The organism is Natrialba taiwanensis DSM 12281, from assembly GCF_000337595.1.
Lineage (GTDB): Archaea > Halobacteriota > Halobacteria > Halobacteriales > Natrialbaceae > Natrialba > Natrialba taiwanensis.
This window is the reverse complement of sequence record NZ_AOIL01000012.1, coordinates 182,544-200,454: the sequence shown is the minus strand read 5'-3', so window position 1 is coordinate 200,454 and position 17,911 is coordinate 182,544. Positions and strand designations below refer to the sequence as shown.

The 17,911-nt window shown below is 62.8% G+C and carries 21 protein-coding genes; 5 read left to right on the top strand and 16 right to left on the bottom strand.

From position 1 onward, the window contains the following. Positions 1-107: 107 nt before the first annotated feature. Positions 108-2,060 (bottom strand): molecular chaperone DnaK, encoded by a 1,953-nt coding sequence (gene dnaK, locus C484_RS03285; protein ID WP_006824546.1) that lies wholly within the window; start codon positions 2,058-2,060, stop codon positions 108-110. Between the two features lie 377 nt (positions 2,061-2,437). Further along, positions 2,438-3,016, bottom strand: coding sequence for an LURP-one-related/scramblase family protein (locus C484_RS03280; RefSeq protein ID WP_006824545.1), 579 nt, complete (start codon positions 3,014-3,016; stop codon positions 2,438-2,440). Positions 3,017-3,615: 599 nt separating this feature from the next. Between C484_RS03280 and C484_RS03275 the strand changes: the two genes are divergently transcribed. Then, positions 3,616-3,885 (top strand): hypothetical protein, encoded by a 270-nt coding sequence (locus C484_RS03275; RefSeq protein ID WP_006824544.1) that lies wholly within the window; start codon positions 3,616-3,618, stop codon positions 3,883-3,885. A 315-nt stretch (positions 3,886-4,200) separates the two neighbouring features. Here C484_RS03275 and C484_RS03270 read toward each other — a convergent pair whose 3' ends face one another. Further along, positions 4,201-4,830, bottom strand: coding sequence for a helix-turn-helix domain-containing protein (locus C484_RS03270; RefSeq protein ID WP_006824543.1), 630 nt, complete (start codon positions 4,828-4,830; stop codon positions 4,201-4,203). 189 nt (positions 4,831-5,019) lie between these two features. Continuing rightward, a complete protein-coding gene (locus tag C484_RS03265) occupies positions 5,020-5,850 on the bottom strand; it encodes a hypothetical protein (RefSeq protein WP_006824542.1) in 831 nt (276 codons plus the stop codon). A gap of 167 nt (positions 5,851-6,017) precedes the next feature. On the opposite strand from C484_RS03265, the gene C484_RS03260 reads away from it, so the two are divergent. After that, the gene (locus C484_RS03260) at positions 6,018-6,404 is read left to right on the top strand and encodes a MaoC/PaaZ C-terminal domain-containing protein (protein WP_006824541.1); all 387 of its coding nucleotides are present in this window, start codon (positions 6,018-6,020) and stop codon (positions 6,402-6,404) included. A 14-nt stretch (positions 6,405-6,418) separates the two neighbouring features. On the opposite strand, the gene C484_RS03255 is transcribed toward C484_RS03260, so the two are convergent. From C484_RS03255 to C484_RS03235, 5 genes are all read right to left on the bottom strand, one after another. Next, entirely contained in the window at positions 6,419-6,871 is a 453-nt protein-coding gene (locus C484_RS03255) for an RNA-binding protein (RefSeq protein ID WP_006824540.1), read from the bottom strand. Between the two features lie 247 nt (positions 6,872-7,118). Further along, the gene (locus C484_RS03250) at positions 7,119-7,340 is read right to left on the bottom strand and encodes a hypothetical protein (protein WP_006824539.1); all 222 of its coding nucleotides are present in this window, start codon (positions 7,338-7,340) and stop codon (positions 7,119-7,121) included. Between the two features lie 108 nt (positions 7,341-7,448). Then, on the bottom strand, positions 7,449-7,847 hold the full coding sequence (locus tag C484_RS03245; RefSeq protein WP_006824538.1) for a hypothetical protein: 399 nt from the start codon (positions 7,845-7,847) through the stop codon (positions 7,449-7,451). Continuing rightward, entirely contained in the window at positions 7,844-8,734 is an 891-nt protein-coding gene (locus C484_RS03240) for a succinylglutamate desuccinylase/aspartoacylase family protein (protein WP_049914993.1), read from the bottom strand. The genes C484_RS03245 and C484_RS03240 overlap by 4 nt, the downstream gene beginning before the upstream one ends. A 115-nt stretch (positions 8,735-8,849) precedes the next feature. Beyond that, positions 8,850-9,527, bottom strand: a complete 678-nt coding sequence (locus C484_RS03235) for a type 1 glutamine amidotransferase domain-containing protein (protein ID WP_006824536.1) — start codon at positions 9,525-9,527, stop codon at positions 8,850-8,852. Between the two features lie 154 nt (positions 9,528-9,681). On the opposite strand from C484_RS03235, the gene C484_RS03230 reads away from it, so the two are divergent. After that, positions 9,682-10,164: an Hsp20/alpha crystallin family protein gene (locus C484_RS03230; RefSeq protein ID WP_006824535.1), complete on the top strand. Its 483-nt coding sequence runs from the start codon at positions 9,682-9,684 to the stop codon at positions 10,162-10,164. A gap of 20 nt (positions 10,165-10,184) precedes the next feature. Here the strand turns inward: C484_RS03230 and C484_RS03225 are convergent, their stop codons facing one another. Beyond that, positions 10,185-11,189 (bottom strand): DHH family phosphoesterase, encoded by a 1,005-nt coding sequence (locus C484_RS03225; protein WP_049915009.1) that lies wholly within the window; start codon positions 11,187-11,189, stop codon positions 10,185-10,187. A 262-nt stretch (positions 11,190-11,451) separates the two neighbouring features. Here C484_RS03225 and C484_RS03220 point away from each other — a divergent pair, with 262 nt between their 5' ends. Further along, entirely contained in the window at positions 11,452-12,633 is a 1,182-nt protein-coding gene (locus C484_RS03220) for a thiolase domain-containing protein (protein ID WP_006824533.1), read from the top strand. After that, on the top strand, positions 12,630-14,132 hold the full coding sequence (locus C484_RS03215) for a zinc ribbon domain-containing protein (protein ID WP_006824532.1): 1,503 nt from the start codon (positions 12,630-12,632) through the stop codon (positions 14,130-14,132). The genes C484_RS03220 and C484_RS03215 overlap by 4 nt, the downstream gene beginning before the upstream one ends. Positions 14,133-14,268: 136 nt before the next feature. Here C484_RS03215 and C484_RS03210 read toward each other — a convergent pair whose 3' ends face one another. The 6 genes from C484_RS03210 to C484_RS21970 all read right to left on the bottom strand — a co-directional run bounded on the left by C484_RS03210 (position 14,269) and on the right by C484_RS21970 (position 17,864). Continuing rightward, entirely contained in the window at positions 14,269-14,484 is a 216-nt protein-coding gene (locus C484_RS03210; RefSeq protein ID WP_006824531.1) for a hypothetical protein, read from the bottom strand. Between the two features lie 347 nt (positions 14,485-14,831). Then, positions 14,832-15,248, bottom strand: a complete 417-nt coding sequence (locus C484_RS03205; RefSeq protein WP_006824530.1) for a DUF3054 domain-containing protein — start codon at positions 15,246-15,248, stop codon at positions 14,832-14,834. A gap of 103 nt (positions 15,249-15,351) precedes the next feature. After that, positions 15,352-15,951, bottom strand: coding sequence for a toll/interleukin-1 receptor domain-containing protein (locus tag C484_RS03200; RefSeq protein ID WP_006824529.1), 600 nt, complete (start codon positions 15,949-15,951; stop codon positions 15,352-15,354). Between the two features lie 91 nt (positions 15,952-16,042). After that, entirely contained in the window at positions 16,043-16,453 is a 411-nt protein-coding gene (locus tag C484_RS03195) for a hypothetical protein (protein ID WP_006824528.1), read from the bottom strand. Positions 16,454-16,516: 63 nt separating this feature from the next. Next, complete coding sequence (tpiA, locus tag C484_RS03190) at positions 16,517-17,161, bottom strand: triose-phosphate isomerase (RefSeq protein WP_006824527.1); 645 nt, start codon at positions 17,159-17,161, stop codon at positions 16,517-16,519. Positions 17,162-17,318: 157 nt separating this feature from the next. Continuing rightward, on the bottom strand, positions 17,319-17,864 hold the full coding sequence (locus tag C484_RS21970) for a multiprotein bridging factor aMBF1 (RefSeq protein ID WP_083867278.1): 546 nt from the start codon (positions 17,862-17,864) through the stop codon (positions 17,319-17,321). Positions 17,865-17,911: the final 47 nt, after the last annotated feature.

Genomic DNA, 17,911 nt, shown 5'->3' with positions numbered 1-17,911 from the left:
ATCGGGAACAGCAGAGTTCATTTCGGCTCCCGTGACAGCCGCGTTGGATTCAATCGCGCCGCTAGAGTAAAACGAAGAAAACCGCTCGCAATCGCAGTTAGAGACCGTTACTCGTCGTCTTCGTCCTCGACTTCGAAGTCAACGTCCTCGAAGTCGGCGTCGACGAACTCTTCGTCGTCACCGCCGGCAGTGCCACTCGGGCCTGGGTTGGGGCCGCCGCCCATGCCACCCATGCCGCCGGCACCAGCTGCACCAGCACCGCCCGCTGCGCCGGCACCGCCAGCGCCGCCAGCGCCACCGGCTCCACCTGCGCCGGCTTCCTGATACATCTGCTTGCCAATCTCCTGCAGTTCGGTGCTCAGTTCTTCGGTTGCGGCCTCGATGTCCTCGGCCGTCGCCTCGTCGTCGTCGATCGTCGCCTCGAGTTCTTCGATAGCCGCCTCGATGTCGCCGCGCAGGCCGTCGTCGACCGCCTCCTCGTTCTCTTCGAGGAGGGTTTCGGCGCGCTGAATCGTCGCTTCGGCCGTGTTCCGCGCCTCGATGCGCTGGCGCTTCTTCTCGTCTTCTTCGGCGTGCTTTTCGGCTTCCTGCTGCATCTCGTCGATTTCGGCGTCGGAGAGGCCAGCGCCGCCCTCGATGGTGATCTCCTCGGTTTCGCCGCTGCCCTTGTCCTCGGCAGAGACGTTGACGATACCGTTTTCGTCGATACTGAAGGTGACCTCGATCTGCGGCGTTCCCGCGGGTGCCGGTGGGATACCGGTCAGGTGGAACTCGCCGAGCAGTTCGTTCTTCTCCGCGAGTTCGCGTTCGCCCTGGAAGACCCGGACCTGGACCGTGGTCTGGTTGTCCGCGGCGGTGGTGAAGATCTTCGACTCCTCGGTCGGGATGGTCGTGTTCTTCTCGATGAGGCGTTCGAAGAGACCACCCTTGACTTCGATACCCAGCGAGAGCGGCGTCACGTCCAGCAGGACGATGTCGTCGACCTCGCCGCCGAGGACGCCGCCCTGGATGGCCGCGCCGAGCGCGACGGCTTCGTCGGGGTTGACGTTCTTCTGCGGTTCCTGGCCGGCGAGTTCTTCGACCTTCTCGGCGACCTGGGGCATCCGCGTGGAGCCGCCGACGAGGAGGACTTCGTCGATGTCGTCTTTCTCGTAGCCGGCGTCTTCGAGCGCCTGCTCGGTCGGCTCGACGGTGCGCTCGATGAGGTCCTGGGTCAGGGATTCGAACTTCGCGCGCGTGAGCGATTCTTCGAGGTGGATCGGGCCGTCGTCGGTGGCCGTGATAAAGGGCAGGTTGATCTCCGTCTCTTTCCGACTGCTGAGTTCGATCTTGGCTTCCTCGGCGGCGTCCTTGAGCCGCTGGAGGGCCTGGCGGTCCTCGCGGAGGTCGATGCCGTGGTCGCCCTCGAACTCGTCGGCGAGGTAGTCGATGATGGCTTCGTCCCAGTCGTCGCCGCCGAGGTCGTTGTCCCCGTTCGTTGCGACGACTTCGTAGACGCCGCCGCCGAGGTCGAGAATGGAAACGTCGAAGGTCCCGCCACCGAGGTCGTAGACGAGAACGGTCTGGTCGGCGTCGTCTTCGAGCCCGTAGGCCATCGAGGCGGCGGTGGGCTCGTTGATGATGCGCTCGACGTCGAAGCCGGCGATTTCGCCGGCGTCCTTGGTCGCCTGGCGCTGGCGGTCGGAGAAGTACGCGGGGACGGTGATGACGGCCTTCTCGACGTCGTCGCCGAGGTACTCTTCGGCGTCGCGTTTGATCTTCTGGAGGATCATGGCCGAAATCTCCTCGGGAGTGTACTCTTCGCCCTCGATATCGACGGTGTAATCGTCGTCGCCGATGTGGCGCTTGATCGAGGCGATCGTCTTTTCGGGGTTCTGGATCGCCTGGTTCTTCGCGGGTTTGCCAACGAGCCGCTCGTCGTCGTCGGTGAACGCGACGACGGAGGGGGTCGTCCGTTCGCCTTCGGCGTTGACGATGATCTCCGGATCGCCGCCTTCCATGACGGCGAACGCGCTGTTCGTCGTACCGAGGTCGATTCCGAGAATCTTGTTGCTCGCCATTGTGGAGGGTATTGTGCGCACTTTGTTTTAAGCGTTACTAGCCAGACTCGTGAGCCGAATAAAATTCTGGACACGCCGTTGTCACTGTTCAGTCGGGCGATTTCGCAGACGAGTACGAATGGAAGCGGATAAGCCTGGTGGCCGATATTGTGTTATCAATCGGTGAGACGTGGAATTGTCGTCCGTCTAGTTATTCAGCGGTAGATCTGAGTTGCTACCGTCCAATAAGTAGAACGGAAGCCGCTAAACCAGCGTACAGTGTCCCGGCTGTTGAGACAGCCGAGACGTAGCTTCCAAGCTGATGGGGTTTGCAGCCACGATTGGGTACGTTCTCACGAGAGAGAAGGAACGCGGCCGCAACCGAAACGGTACGACAGCTAGTTGCCCTGGATCGCGTCGATAACCATCGCAGCGGCCATGATCGGCTCTTTCGGAACGGTACTAACGTCATCGAGCGTGATTTCGTATCGATCTCGAAATGAGAACTGACCGTGGATAGAGCCGACGTGATCGCCGTTGGCATCGGTGATTTCGTACTTGTGCGGAATGAGTGCACCGAAGGGGAGGCCGCGGGCCAGCGTGACCAGTGCGCCGCGGGAATTGATTTCAGCGAGTTTGGAGTCGGTATCGCCGTCGCGGATCGTCCAGGTGTCCTGAAAAATGGAGAAGTCGTTATCCAGGACGACCAGGTCCTCACCCGTCTGTGCATCCGTGAGAAGGTAGTCACCGGCAACGTCGATGATACCGCCAGCCTTCACGGTGAAGACATCGTTTCCGTCACCGTCCGTGAAGGGGAACTCCTCTTTCATTTTGAACATCTTCTGTTTGCCTTTGAGAACGGTGTTACCGGCGGCATCAACGGCTTTGTATTTGTTCCGGACGAGGCTCTGTTCGACAGTATAGGAATCGTCCACAAGGTCGATCCCAGCGATATCGTAGTCCTTCGGCAGCGTCATTGGTTTTCAAGCATTCTCTAATACTGACTTAAATCCACCAGTTGCAACTCCGTTTTCACGTCCACGTCCCGCCTCCCTCGACAGCCTCTGGTAGCTACTATTGCTGAACTCGCATTCCGTCCGGCTGTTTCGAGCAATAGTGACTCGCACGTATCGGATCGCCTTCAACCAGGCGACCGATTCGACCGGCGCGGCGATGCACCCGACAAGCGCGAAGTTCACTGATTTCGCTGTCGGCTTCGGTCCGTGGACCCGGTCACGAGACGGCTACACCGTCCCTGCGTCCTCTGCCGTTAGTACGAACGGCGATTTTCGGCCCAGAGCGACACGAGTTCTCTCGCGGACGAACGCTCCTTCCCGCCGCCCAGCGGTAGATATAAGTCACTACCAATCAACAATTAGGACGGAAGCCACAACGGACATGAAAATGTCCCGGATGAGCCACCATCCGAGACGTGGCTTCCAAGCGGTTAGCTTGCAGCCATGTTTGCGTACATTCTCACGGGATATAAACATCCCGCACGATTGACGCATCGACGGAGTCGACCAGTAGCAACGCGTTCTGTCAACCGGGCGGGCAAATCGGGGTGCCGGTCGGTATGACCGACGACGCGGACGCGAGCGATGCGGCTAGCGACGGCACCGCGAGCGACGTGGGTGACAACGGCACTGCACCCGACACGGCTAGCAACGGCACCGAGACGACGGGCGAGCCGGAGACCGTCAGCCTCCCCCGCTGTCCCCGCTGTGGGACGCCGATCGCACAGCGAACCATGATCGGCCCCGGCGAAGCCGCCGCCGGCCCCTGCGGCTGTCGCGTCGCCCCGCCGGACCCCAACCGGTCCGATTCGAATTCCGACGGCGAGTAAGCCACGGCCACCGCCAACCGAGTTTACCTACACTCGGGTCGCGGCGGCCAGCCGAGTTGTCGGCCGGTGTGCGAGACCACCATCACTCTCACCACCGCAGTCATCGAACCCACACCGACACCCACCACAACCACCATCACCACCGCCACAACTCGGCCCGCAAACGCGACGCTCGGGTGAACTCCGGAGTCAAATTCACCGCCGCCAGCACTTGGTACTGAAACTGTCGCGGCGAATCCCGATAATCGACGGGCGCTACGCTCCCGCTGAATACCCGCCGAGCGGTGTGCTGTAGCGCCCCCTCAACCGGTCCCGTCAGTCTGGACCGCTGATGAAGGACTTGATAATCCGCGCCTCACCCCGCCGCAAAATCGTACTCGCCGTCGACTTGTCGATCCCGAGTTCATCCGCCACTGCCGCGAGGGTGCACGTCCGCGGAATATCGAAATACCCCATCCGAATCGCCGTTTCGATCACCTCTCGCTGGCGCGTCGTCAACAAGCGGTCCGCGTCCGGCGACTGAATCAACGAGAGGAGTTCGTACTCGTAGGGTCCGCCCTCGAGTATCCTCTGCACGCGGTCCAGTTCCTGACGCGTCCCCGTGAGATCGAACTCGTACCAGCCGTCTTGGACGGTGATCGGGAACTCGATCGTGAGCGACGACCGCTCGACGAACTCGTACAGGGCGGTGTCGGTCGTCTCGTATTTGACGAGCGCGCGTCGCGCGTCTGATTCCAGCAGTTCGGAGATCTCTATCGAGGGATGTTCGGCCATCGCCGTGACGACGGCCGCCGGTCGGTCGGTGATCGTTTCGCCGAGTTCCAGCGCCCGCTCTTCGGTCCGGTATCCCGAGAGGAGCCTGAACGTCGCCTGCGGGAACGCGCTGGAGAGTTGGGCTACCCAGAGGGTTTCCGAGAGCCGAATCCGAAACGTCGCGCTAATCATCCACGGTCGCCACCGTGAGCCGGTCTGTCTTGCGTCATCGTGTGATATTGTTCCCGCGGTGCGCGGAGCGTCCCGGGACGGTGCCGTGACTGATCGGTATCGCCCGATCGATATCAGTGTCCGGTTGCGGTTCCGTTTCCGGTCCTCCGCACGTTCGACGGCCCTCGAAGTCATCGGGTAGCCACCCCGTCATGCAACCAGCGGTACGAGCGCGAGCACGAACGCCACGAGCAGGAGGCCCGCATATAGGCTGCCGACGAGCCAGACCACCTTTCGGGGTGCGGTGATCCGGCCCTGTTGTTCGGCGCGTGCCGACACGTAGCCTGCTAGCGGAAGCACCTGCAACGCGTGGAGGCCAGCGAAGTGTGCCACCCGAAAGTCCCCGACGAGCGTCCAGCCGACCGCCGGCAACGTGTAGCCGCTACCGACGGAGTTCGTATTCAACACGCCCATCACTTGCCCCTCGAATACGCCGACGACGAACAGCCCGCCGCCGAGTGTAATCCCCAGCGCGAACGCCGGATGAACGTCGAACCCGTTTCGCGTCGCGCGAACGAACAGCCACGCGACCAGCAACGTCATCGCGACGATCACCGCGCCCATCGTCACGTAGATGGCCGTGTCAACCGTCGTCGCGTAGTTGAAATGCGACCGGGTGCCACGAGCGGCCTGGCCGGCGATTGCGACGATTTCGATGCCCAGCGCACCCGCGATGGCCCATGAACTCGATCGACGGAATCGCCGCGAAACCGTCAGGTGCGGTGTAAGCCAGGCGAGGGTCGCGGTAAACAGGCAGATCGAGACGGCAAACTTCGTGGGTTTGAGCCACGCGGACTCCCCGTTGACGATGCTGGGATCTACCGCGAGCCCGACGAGAAAACACAGACCCAGGACGGCGTTCCCGGTGGCAGTCCAGAACAGGATCGGATTCCTACCGCGGAGGTCCCGCGGTAGCGCTGTCAGTCTGTGTACGGACGATCCGTATCCGGTGGTAACAGACACGTCGTCGCTCCCGTTCATACGGAATCGACGGGCGTCGATCGCTTAGCTGCTTCACCAACATGTTGGGTTCCTCAGTGGCGGTTGCGATCCGACGACTCGACCGACGAGTGCGTTACGACTGCCGCGGACCGACGAGTTCAGCGACCGCTATCGTTACGACGACACAACCGGTACTGTCCGGTTGCATGAACCCACCAGTCGAAGGGGAGACGCGAACGTTCGAGCGGACGTTCACGGTAGCTGATGTCAAGCAGTTTGCCGAACTCTCCGGGGACGCGCAGCCCCGTCACATCGATGCGAATGAGGACGGTCGGGTGATGGTCCAGGGGTTGTTGACGGCGACCATGCCGACGAAGTTGGGCGGCGACAACGAGGTGCTGGCGCGGACGATGGAGATCGAGTTCATCCGGCCGGTCTACACCGGGGAACATATCACGTGTCGGTCGACGTACGACACGGTGGGAGAGCGAGACGACCGCTACGAGTTCACGTCAGCCGTCGACTGCGAGAACGAGGGCGGTGAGACCGTGTTGCGGGCGACGATTGAGGGGCTTATTTGGAAGGACGCCTGACACCGAACAGGACGTTATTCCTCGGTCTCCGACGACTCGTTGCGCAGTCGTTCGAGAACGTCTCGTGCGTTCTCCAGAGCCTGTTCTTTCTTCGCCGGGTAGGCTTCGACCTTCGCCCGGAACATGATGCCGTCGCCGACGCGGACGGTTCCTTCGAAGGCGGCCTGTTTGTCCAGGCGCACGAAGAGTTCGGTGTTTTCGGTCACGCGGTCGTCGAGTTCGTCGAGCAGGGTGTCGAACGACTCGAGTTCGGTGAGTTGCGAGAGGACGTGGCGAACGTCGTCGGCGTTTTCGACGCGGGCCGAGAGGACGAGAATGCGGTCGCCGTAGTGGCCCTCGGTTTCGGCGCGGTCGATTTCGAACTCCTCGGGGAGGAAGGTACGCAGGGCTTGCTCGACGCGCTTTTCGTCTTCGGTGGCGTAGCAGAACGTTCGGATGTCGACGTAGTGAAGCGGGATCTGTGGCATCGGTGTCGGTGTGGGTGCGGGTGTCGGCGTCGGTCTCGGTGTGAGTGTGGGCCTCAGAGTCGAGCTCGATCTCGATGTCGGTGCCGATCGCAGTGGCAGTCTCGGTATCGCCGTCAGCGTCGGTTCGGTGTCGGTGACAAAACGGGACAGCGCGTGAAGGAGGTATTCACACGGCCAGCGGCTACACCCGACAAGAGAGGCAGTCGTGTGCCGAGCGTCGAGAGGCAGATGCTGCCCGTGTATCGCGTTAGTTGTCGGTGTCTGCGTCTGTGTCGTCGTCTGCGTCCTCCTCAGCAGCCGCCTCCAGATCGTCCTCCGGAATCCCCGTCTCCTGGCCGTCCTCGAAGCTCACGGTGTAGGTTACGTCGCCGAACATCGACTCCATCGTCTGGGTGATGGTGCCGGTGTCACCGTCGAACTCGCTGTGCTTGTCGTTCAGGACGACCCTGTCGTCTTCCTCGAAGCTCATAGTCGCAGTTCCCCGCCACCGCGTAAAAAGGGACTGATTCGCGTCACGATAGCTCGGTCGTGCCAGTGATCTGGTGGCGATCTCGAGGCGGCCGCCGCGAAAGCGTCCTCACAGCCGGCGGCGTTGTTCGTCCGCTGACTCCGTCCCCTCCGTCTCGGACCTGGCCGACCGAACACGCAGCCACTCGCATCCGGCTCCGACACTGACTGCGAGGCCGTAACAGCTTCCGAGGAACGGAATCCAGTACACCCAGAACTCGAATCGGGGAGCGAGGGCGTTACCGATTGCAGTGCCGACGCTGTAGAGCACGTAGCCCGGCAGCGCAAGCGGTGAGAAGAGTTCAGTCTTGAGCCAGCCGAGGGCGAACGGGACGACGAGCAGGATGTAGGTCGCGATCGTGACGGGACTGGTAAGGGCTCGTCGGACGAGCAAGAGGGGGCTTGTACGCAGCTCCCTCTCCTGTGGGTGTGGGACGGGCTCTGCGTTCGGGTCGGGCGAAGCGGTCATGAGTCGGCCCTCGTTTCCGAACTCGTCTCAGTCGAGTCCGTGGCCGTCTTCGCTTGCGTGTTCGACGGGGTCGAGTTCGCTGGAGCCTGCTCGAACTCGAGTAAGCCGTGTAATGCGAGGACGTGTGCTGTAACGAGCCGTGCTTGCTGGGTTCTGGTTTCCTGGTCGAGGAGGAACTCGGTGGTTTCAAAGAGGTAGGTGGCGGCGTCGAGTTCGTGGGCGGCCTTCTGGAAGAGTAACGGACCGCCGGCGGTGCTTTCCTGGGCGGTAAACCGGTGGAACGGCAGGTACCACGGGACGGCGTCGTCGTTGAGCGCATCGACGAGTGACTTGCCACGGGCGGCGGCCGAGTGAAAGACGACCTGGCCAACGTACTCTCGATGGAGGCCATAGATACCCAGCGAGCGGTGCAAGTCGAGGACGACATCCGGGTCGTACCGTTCGACGGCATCCCAGATGCCGGCTGCGAGTGATGTCGTCGGCGACTCGTCGCCGGGAAACTGGCGATTGAGATCGCCACTGGTTCCCCTTCGAGTGTCGTTTTCGACGGCGACGCGGTTGGTTTCGGGGACGACGACGATCGTTCCCGCGTCGGGGTGCCAGTCAGCGACCTCATGGGCGACTCGAATGCCGCTTCGCTCATCCCCGTGGATACCGCCGAACACCATCGCTGTCGGCCCGTCTCGGTGGCTCTCGATCGCATACAGCGGTGTTTCGTGAACCGTCCCGGGGAGCAGCCGTTCCGTGCTCGTGCTGGCCTCGCCCCCCTCTCCGGGAGTGCGCGCCACGGAGAGTAGGCGATCGTTTCCCGTCTGTGAACTCGCGAGCCCAGCAGTCGCTGTGCCTGCGAGTGCAGTGACGGCGGCCAGAGCGCGCCGACGCCTCATCGTATGGACGAAATAGATACTACCTAAAGCCCCTTCTCATTGGCGATCTCAGTGTCAAACCCACAATCAAAAGGAGCCAACTAGTCGGCCGTGAGATCCACCCAGTTACCCGAAATCAGCGTTCGAGTTCACTCAGCAGCGTCTCGGCTGCCGCACTCGAAGAGCCGGGACCGCGGGCGGTGAGCAGGTCGCCGTCGACGGTGACGCTCGTGTCTTGATCGAGTTCGGCGTCCCAGTTGCCACCGGCGGCGATAACTTCGTCTTCGACCCAGTAGGGGAGTTTGCGCCCGCTGGGCATCAGATCGTTCTCGTCGACGATGTTCGCTTCCCACTCGTTCGGGAAACCGGTCACGTCGCGGCCGTCGACGATGAACTCGCCGTCGCCGTCGCGGGCGAACGCGAGCAGGCCGAGGGCGTGGCAGACGACGAGTGCTTTGCCGTCGCCGTCGATGGTGTTTCGGAGCAGTCGACGGGCATCGCTGTCCTGGTTGACGTCCCATTCGGTTCCGTGGCCCCCGGGGAAGACGACGGTGTCGTAGTTGGCGGCGTCGGCCTGCGCCGTCGGGATCGGGTCGTTGAGCCGTTCGTCGTTCTCGTGGACATCGCGGACGTGTTCGGCGGTTTCCTCGCCGACCTCGTCGGGGTCGAGCGAGCGGTCGTCGATTTCCGGCGGACTGCCGGATGGCGTGGCGACTGTAATCTCGATCCCGGCGTTCGAGAGCGTTTCGAGCGGCTCGACACACTCCTCTCCCCAGTAACCTTCCTCGCTAACGACGAACAGTGCGCGTGTCATCGGTCACGGTAGGGTCGGAAGACTCAAAACCTCCATCCCTGCCAATGATACTGCCGGTACCGACACGGACACTATGATACATGTTAGCATATAAAACCCTCAATCGATCCTGAAGTGGCTTTTTTCGCCGCTGAGAACGTAGCTGAATGCGACTATGGCAGACAGACCAAGTCCCTTCGACGGCATCGATGAACTGCTCGATAGACTCAATCGCCAACTCGAGACGGCCGCACGCTCGTGGGAGTCGGGGATGGAGGATCGAAGCCGGTTCGACCTTTCGATGGGGAGCTCAGCGACGAGTCTCGACATGACCGACGAGGGTGATGCCTTCGTCGTCACCGTCGACGTGCCCGGCTACGAAACCGATGACCTCGACATCCGCCTTTCGGGAGAGACGCTGTCCATTCAAGGAGAGCGAAAGCGGGCGACGGAAGACGAGGAGAGTGATGAGGGAGACGAGGGCGGCGATGTCTACATTCGCCGCGAGCGCGAGGTCCAGTCGTTCAGTCGACAGGTATCGCTTCCGGAACCGGTCGACGCCGAGAACGCCGATGCGACGGTCAACAACGGAATCCTGACGGTAGAACTTCCCAAACGCGACCCGGACAGTGAGTCACACCGGATCGACATCCAGTGAGTCGATCACGTCGATGGTGACTACTCGTCCAGGTTCAACGCGTCGAAGAACCGCTGGGCGATCCGTCCGCTGACGAACGCGAGGAGTTCGTCCGCGTCGCCCTGCTCGTCGGCGAAGATACCGAGTCCGATGTGGCCGCCGGCCATGTCGTGATGCCCGCCGACCGAGCCGAGTTCACCGAAGCCCTCGGTGAGCGTCTCGCCCATGTTGATCCGCGGATCGATCGACCGGCCGCTGATCCGAATCGCGTCGCCGACGATACCGTAGACGAGGACGGTGTCGACGCCCTCGAGATTGAGAAGGTAGTCCGCCGCCTGCGGGAGCGCATCGGTCTCGGTGGTCTTGCCGACGCTGGCGATCATCGAGGAGCCACGGCGATCACGGGTCGCAATCGCTCGGCCGATCGCGTCGAGCGTCCCCGGCGAGAACGCGCTGCCGTAGAGCTGTTCGAGCACGTCGAGTTCAGCGTCGGGATAGACGGTGAGTGCGGCCTCGTACTCGCGGCGGGTCGGGTCGCGGACGAAGTCGAGGCGTTCGCGGTGGACCGCAAAGAGCAGCGCCGAGGCGAGGCGACTGGTCAGATCGATATCGAGGCTGTCGAGGTATTCGACGAAGATCGTGGCCGTCGCGCCGTATTCGGTTCGCACGTCGACGAAGGGTGCTTCGACCGACTCTCCGGGGTGGTGGTCGACGACGATGTCGGGTTCGATGTCCGGGTCGAGCGCCGTGTTGCTCCCCGGAACGGTGTGATCGACGAACGCGATGGTTGTGAACTCGTCAATATCGCTGTCGAGTTCCTCGATCGGTTGCACGTCGACGGCGAGCATATTGACGAACGCCCGGTTCTGCTGGTGTGAAATTTCCCCGCCATACGCGATGATCACCTCGTCAACGTCGTGCTCCTCGGCGATCGCCTCGAGTGCGATAGCGCTGGCCAGACAGTCTGGGTCCGGATTGTCGTGACAGACGATCGCGAGCGACGAGGTCGACTCGAGCACCGAAACGAGGTCAGCCGCACGGGACATAGGCTGAACTCGTCCTACGGGAAACAGTGGTTTGAACCCAGTGACGGTAACGGGGACCGTGCCGACGCCGTCGCGTCGAAACTCGCCGTTGACCGGCGTCGCCTGCGGGTACGGAGACCGTACGAAAACGCCGCGCTCGAGTAGGCAGATCCGACTCGAGAACGCCCGGCCTACGTGCGGGGCCGAGACGAGCAACGGCTCGGTACAGCGCGTGCGAACAGTTGACGAAATCTATTTCATACCGGGCCGACCGTTCTCGTGTATGCGAGACGCCTATCTCGTCGGTGCGGGACAGTCGGCCTACGGGGCCTTTCCCGAGGAGAGCTACCGCTCACTGTTTCGAACGGCGTTCGACGCGGCCGTAGACAGCGTTCCAGACGAGTTCGACGCGGACGAAATCGACGAGGCCTTCATCGGCACGCTCGGTGTCGGCGGGCGGCAACTCGGGCTCTCGGGGCCCGCCGTAACTGAACACGTCGGTCTCGACGGCGTCCCCTGTACGCGAGTTGAAAACGCCTGTGCGGCGAGCGGTTTTGCGGTCCGCCAGGCCGTCCAAGCGGTCAAATCCGGCATGGCAGATGTCGCCCTCGCGGGCGGCTTCGAGGTCATGACCGACATGAGTTCAGATGCGACGAAGTACTGGCTCGGCGTCTCCGGCGAAACCGAATGGGAACGCCTCTCGGGAACCACCTTTTCCGGCGTCTACGCCCAGATGGCAAGCGCCCACATGAACGAGTACGGCACCACCCGTGAACAGCTCTCGCGGATCGCCGTCAAGAACCACGCAAACGGCGCGAAGAATCCCCACGCCCAACTCGGATTCGAGTGCTCGCTTGAGGACGCCCAGTCCGCCCCAGTCGTCGCGGACCCACTCAATCTCTATCACTGCTGTCCGACCTCCGACGGCGCGGCTTGCGCTCTGATCGTCAGCGAGGACGTCGTCGACGACTACACCGACGATCCGATCCGCGTCGCCGGCGTCGGCGCGGGCAGCGACAGCGTGGGACTGTTCCAGCGCGACACCTACACCGGCGTCCCCGCGAGCCGGCGCGCCGCCAAGACGGCCTACGAGATGGCCGACATCGATCCCGCTGACCTCGACTTCGCGGAGGTCCACGACTGTTTTGCCATCGCCGAACTGCTCGCCTACGAGGATCTCGGCTTTTGCGAACCCGGCGAGGCCGGCGACCTCATCGAGTCCGGCGCGACCGAACTCGGCGGCGACCTCCCGGTCAACACCTCCGGCGGCCTCAAGTCCAAGGGTCACCCCATCGGCGCGACCGGTGCAGGACAGGTCGTCGAGGCGTTCAAACAGCTCTCCGGGACGGCCGGCGAGCGACAGGTCGAAACCCCGACGCGCGGACTCACGCACAACGTCGGCGGCAGCGGCGGTGCTGCCGTCGTTCACGTATTTGAGAGGCAACAGGAGGTGAGCGCCCGATGACCGCCATCACCGCCGTCGGCGCGTACACCCCTCGATTCCGGATCTCCGCCGCGGCCTTTGAGGAGGCCTGGGGCCACTTCCGGGCCGCCGGCATCTCCGAAAAGGCCGTCCCCGCCGCCGACGAGGACGCCCTGACGATGGGCTCCGAGGCCGCAACCCGCGCACTCGAGGCGGTTGAACTCGAGGGCACGGATGTCGACTGGCTCGCGTTCGCCACCTCGACTCCGCCCGTCGCCGAGGCGGACCTGACCGCCCGTCTCGGCGCGATGCTCGCCGTCTCCGAGTCGGCCACCCGCCACGTCTTCACGGGCAGCACGCGGGCCGGAACGCGCGCGATCTGGGCCGGCATGGACGCGATTGAGGCCGGTTCCGGGGCGACCGCCCTCGTCGTCACCGCCGACGCCCCGATTGGCCACCCGGACAGCGAACTCGACCACGCCGCCGGCGCGGGTGCCGCGGCGCTCGTCCTCGAACCCGACGGCCCCGCCCACATCACCGACCGCGCCGAGTTCGCCCATCCCTATCCCGGAACGCGCTTCCGAAACACCGGCGACGACGAGAAGCAGGGGCTCGGTGTCACGCAATACGACCGCCGGGCGTTCACCCAAACGATCGGCGGTGCCGTCGCCGAACTCGAGCACGAGCGGGACCCCGACGTAGCGGTGGTCCAGGCACCGGACGGCAAACTCCCCTACCGCGCCGCCGGTGCAGCGGGCGTCGACACCGACGCTATCCGGGCCGCTGCGACCGTTCACGAACTCGGCGATCTCGGTGCCGCGAGCGTCCCCGCCTCGCTCGCCGCTGCACTCGCCGCCGGCACCAAGTCGATCCTCGCCGTCTCCTACGGCAGCGGAGCCGGGGCTGACGCGTTCGCGCTCGAGACCGCCGGGGACGTGCCAGCGCGAATCGACCTCGACGGTGACGCCACCCTCTCGTACGCCGAATACTTGCGCCAGCGCGGCGTCGTCACGACCGGCCCGCCATCGGGCGGCGGCGCGTACGTCAGCGTCCCCTCCTGGCAGCGTTCGATCCCCCAGCGGTACCGCCTCGAAGCCGGCCGCTGTCCCGACTGTGGTGCGCTCTCGTTCCCACCAGCGGGTGCCTGTGACGGCTGCGGGACACTCGACGCCGCCGAGCCAGTTGAACTCGCCGGAACGGGGACCGTCGAAGCCGTCACGACGATTTCGCATGGTGGCGCACCACCGGAGTTCGCCCCACACCAATCCCGGAGCGGCGACTACGCAGCGGCGATCGTTGCACTCGACGCAGCGACGGACGACCGCGACAGAGACGGAGACGGCAACAGAAACGAAAACGCAGACGCAAACACGAACGCGGATACAGCCACTCCTCGCACAGTCAGCGTTCCTGCAATGGGTACCGACGCTGCACCCGATGCCTTCGCTGTTGGTGATCGCGTCGAGACGACGATCCGCCGTATCTACACCCAGGAAGGGGTGACGCGATATGGGTTCAAGATCCGACCGCAAATGCCATAGCGGTCAACGCCACGACTCGTCGCGCACTCGGCAGTGCATCGTTTTCGACCCAGCGTGCACCTTCACTTGAGAGGACAGAGCCCCGACAACGACGAACTCGGGCTAAGCTAAAACGAGGGTGACTGGAAAGGGACGACTAGTCCGCGTTGAGCGGCGGCTTTGCGGATCTCGCTTCGTCCGAAACATCGGCAGGCGTATTGATGAACATTGCGTGGCCGATGATCGCCATCGCGGCGAACGCGCCGATAGGAACGGCAGCGATCAACGAAAGGCCAACGGCCGTTAGGGCTGCAGTGATCCCGAGCAATGCGACTGGGATGAGGCCAAGAACAAGGTCGTAGTATCCAGTCATAATCTGTTCTATAGTACGCGAAATAAGTATATAAGTGTTTCCCATAATCGCTTGATATTGAACTGATTTCTAATCCATATTCACCGCATTGGGTTTGTATAACTTATGGATTGCTTATGGACCAATCTCCTTCATTAAATACATAGGGATATATATGATATAACTAGGCGTAGAATCGCGTAGCGGTGGATATCGAGCACCACATTCCTCTCTCAGAAACTGTGTTTCTAGCTGTCACCGTTGAAAGCAGATGCACAACCACCTCGCGTATCTTCTGTATCGCCATCGCTGTGTGCAATCGTTCGATCCACGAGATAGAACTCGGCGCAGGCGAGCCAAAGGGAAGCTCAGCTTCGGCGCATGGCGATGTACCCGAACCGCCAGCTGACCAGTGCGAGCAGTCCGAAGCCGGTGATTACGAAGCTGAACGTCCAGTGGAACCCACCCTCGAAATAGGGCGAGGAACGAAGCGCAAGCCCGATGTTCGCCGCTGCGATCCACGTCAGCGCCGTGATCCGAATTGTCTCGACGAGCGATCGAGTCGCGACTCTCGTGTAGAGACCTGCCAGCAACGCCATCGCAAACCAGCCGATCAAAAACGGTGCGACGCGTTCGAGCGTTGCGAGTGGGCCGCCGAGTGACCCGTGGTGAGACTGCCCAAACATGATCAGTCCCGTGAGCAGGATGACATCGACAACTGCAATCGCGATTGTCTCGCGGTCGACGGTCACTCCCTGATCATCAACCCGGACTGCGGTATCCATACGTGCTCATCGGACCTGAACCACTATTGGTGTCCCGATTCTCCCGCCATTTCACTCGCTTCGAGTAGCGGACTCGCCGACCATCGCAAACCCTTCGGTTTGCTCACTCCCGACGAAGGTACCCGATCGTTCCCGGATCGAAATAATACTGTGACCCGCAGTTTTCACAGGTCGTCGAGAGCGTTTGGCCGTGCTGGTGGAGTTTCCAGAGTTTCGTCTGGCTGCGTTCGATCTCGAGTGTCACCGGGTGGTCGCAGTTCGAAACCGTACACGGGAATCGGACGTACCAGTTCGGTACCGAGAGCGCACTAAGCGGCGCGAGTTCACTGCGGAGCCGACAGAGCAGGTTGAAGATGGTCACCGACGGATTCTCGCGGTCGATCGCGACGCCCTCGACGTCGGTGATGAAGCCGCCGCGATTCTCCTCGCTGTCGTACAGCGGGAGGACGGGAATGCCCTTTGCGAGCGCGTAGCCGGTCTCTTGATTGATCCACTGGCTGGTCGCCGCCCGCTCGGTCAACACGGCAACGACCACGTCGCTGTTGGCGAGTCGCCCCTCGAGGCGCGCCCGCGAGCGGCCGGATTCGATCTCTTCTAAGGCGATGTGGACGCCGAACGGAAAGTTCTTGACCGTCGAGAACAGGTCCTGGACGAGCTCGAGGTCATCGGGAGCGTGCGAGACGAATACCTGTTCTCCGGACATACAGCGGTCGTCAGTACCTTGGTGTGTGAATCATTATTAACGTATCTACTCAGGCTGACTCTCACTCATTCATTACTATCAGGATTTCAAATCAATCGAGGGCCTCCTGGGTAACCGTCTCGAGAACGTGCTGGGAGAACTCGACCTGCGAGAGGTCCGTCGAAAGGCGGTCGAACCACTCGCGCTCGACGTGCCAGGTGCCACGGCGGTCGCCCTCGGGCGTCAGCGAGGTGACCTCAAGTCGACCGGGTTGCCACTCGCGTTCGTCGGCGATCGCGAGCAACGTTCGGAGGACGGCTCCAACTTCGTCGCTCGTGATCCCAGGGACTTCCGAGACGGTCTCGTATTCGAGTTCGATTCGCGTGCCATCGTCGATAGCTGCATCCGCCGTTTCGGCCGTCGTGTTTCCGTCGCTTCCCGCCGTTTCGAACGCGGTGACGTAGATGCCGTGGCTCATGAGCCGGTTCTCGAGTGCGACACCGACGGGTCGCTGGTCGGTCATATGCGAGTCATCGGCACGGCGAGAGAAAAGTCGTCGGGCTGGTCGGCTTCGCGTCGGGTCGCGTTAGAGCGGGTCGACGAGCGCTTCGAGCGCCGCCGTCGGATCGTCTGCCTTCGCGACGCCGCTTGCGAGCAGGACGCCTTCGGCACCGAGTTCACCCGCGGCGACCACGTCGTCGCCGGTGCTGATGCCGGCACCGCAGAGCACGGATACCTCGGAATCGACGCCGGCCGCGGCGTTGACGGCGTCCTCGACGACGTCGGGATCGGCCTGACTGACCGGCGTGCCGGTGCCGATGAGTTCGGGGGGTTCGACGGCGACGGCGTCGGGGCCGAGCGCCGCCGCAGCACCGATCTGGGCCGGGTTGTTCGCGCAGACGACGGTTTCCAGGTCGGCCCGCCGTGCTGCCTGAACGGAGCCGTCGATATCTGCAAGTTTCAGGCGCTGCTCGGAGTGGTTGATCAGCGTCCCGACCGCGCCCGCCTCGGCGACGGACTCGGCGAGCGCGTGTCCCGTGTTGCTCCCGTAGTCGATCGGATCGACGTGCTGCGCCCACGTCTCGACGCCGGTCTCGGCGACGCGTTCGAGGTGGGCTGCCTGGGGCGCAACGGCCAGGCGAGCGTCAGTTGTCTCGTTTACGTCGCGGACGGCCTCCGCAACGGCGACCGGATCACACGGATACGTCTTCAGGTTGACGAGGACGAACATAGCAGAGAGGCCCGTCCCGCGAAAGAAATAGCTTGCGAGTCGACGACCGACTCGCGGCAATACTCGCGGTCGACGGCGGGTTGTAACCGACTCGGTCTCTCACTGTCCTGCTCTCGCTGCGATTCGGCATCCGCTATCTGTTATCCGCGATCCGTCCTCAATCCTTCCGCTTGACGACATCACCGAGCGTGTAACTGCCCGAGGAAGAGCCACCGGACCACTCGGAGTCCTCGCTCGACCCACCCTCCGCGCTCAGATTGATTTCGAGGAAACGCTCGAGTTTCGACTGGACGCGATCGCTCGGCAATGTATCACCCCGCTCGATCTTGTGGATGAGACTCGACTTCTCGTTGAGTTCGTTCGCCAGATCAGACTGGCTGAGGCCCTGCTCCTCGCGGGCCGAGCGAACGAGATCATCATAATCCGGCGCGAGTTCATCCATGTCGTCGAACATGTCCGACCGGCGCTGTGAACTCGAGGATGAGGACGACGAACTCGTCCCACTCGAGGCCGACCCACCGGATTGGCCATCTGAACTCGAGGACGACCCAGTCGAGTACTTAGTGGACGTGTTCGAACTCGAGGGCTGTTTGACCTCGGTTCCGAAGTCGGTACAGTCCGCGCACACGTCTAACTTCGCGCCCTCGACCTTGATGGTCTTCGGAGACGACGTCTCGGCGCCACACATCTCGCACTGAACCATGAGTGAACCTATATTCCGGCGAGTCATAAACCATGCGGCGCGGCCCT